This window comes from Metabacillus rhizolycopersici, from assembly GCF_020075705.1.
On record NZ_JAIQUM010000310.1, the window covers coordinates 1 to 290 of the forward strand.

1 rRNA gene is annotated in these 290 nt (G+C 44.8%); it reads right to left on the reverse strand.

Going from position 1 to position 290, the window contains the following annotated elements:
* Positions 1-115, reverse strand: a 5S ribosomal RNA gene (rrf, locus tag K9V48_RS28785); the annotation flags it as partial.
* Positions 116-290: the final 175 nt, after the last annotated feature.

The following is a 290-nucleotide window of genomic DNA, read 5'->3' on the forward strand; positions in this document are numbered from 1 at the left end:
CCTGGCAACGTCCTACTCTCACAGGGGGAAACCCCCAACTACCATCGGCGCTGAAGAGCTTAACTTCCGTGTTCGGCATGGGAACGGGTGTGGCCTCTTCGCCATCATTACCAGATAATTTATTCGGTTGAAGGTATATTCCTTCAAAACTAGATAACGATTTATCATTCAAGTTATTCAAGTGAGTTTGCTCTTATTACTGTGTCCAGCTACAGAAGCCAAATACTCCGGAAATTTCACAATCTCGTGCGAAGTCAAAGTACGACTTCTTCTCGATTGCTCCAATTTCC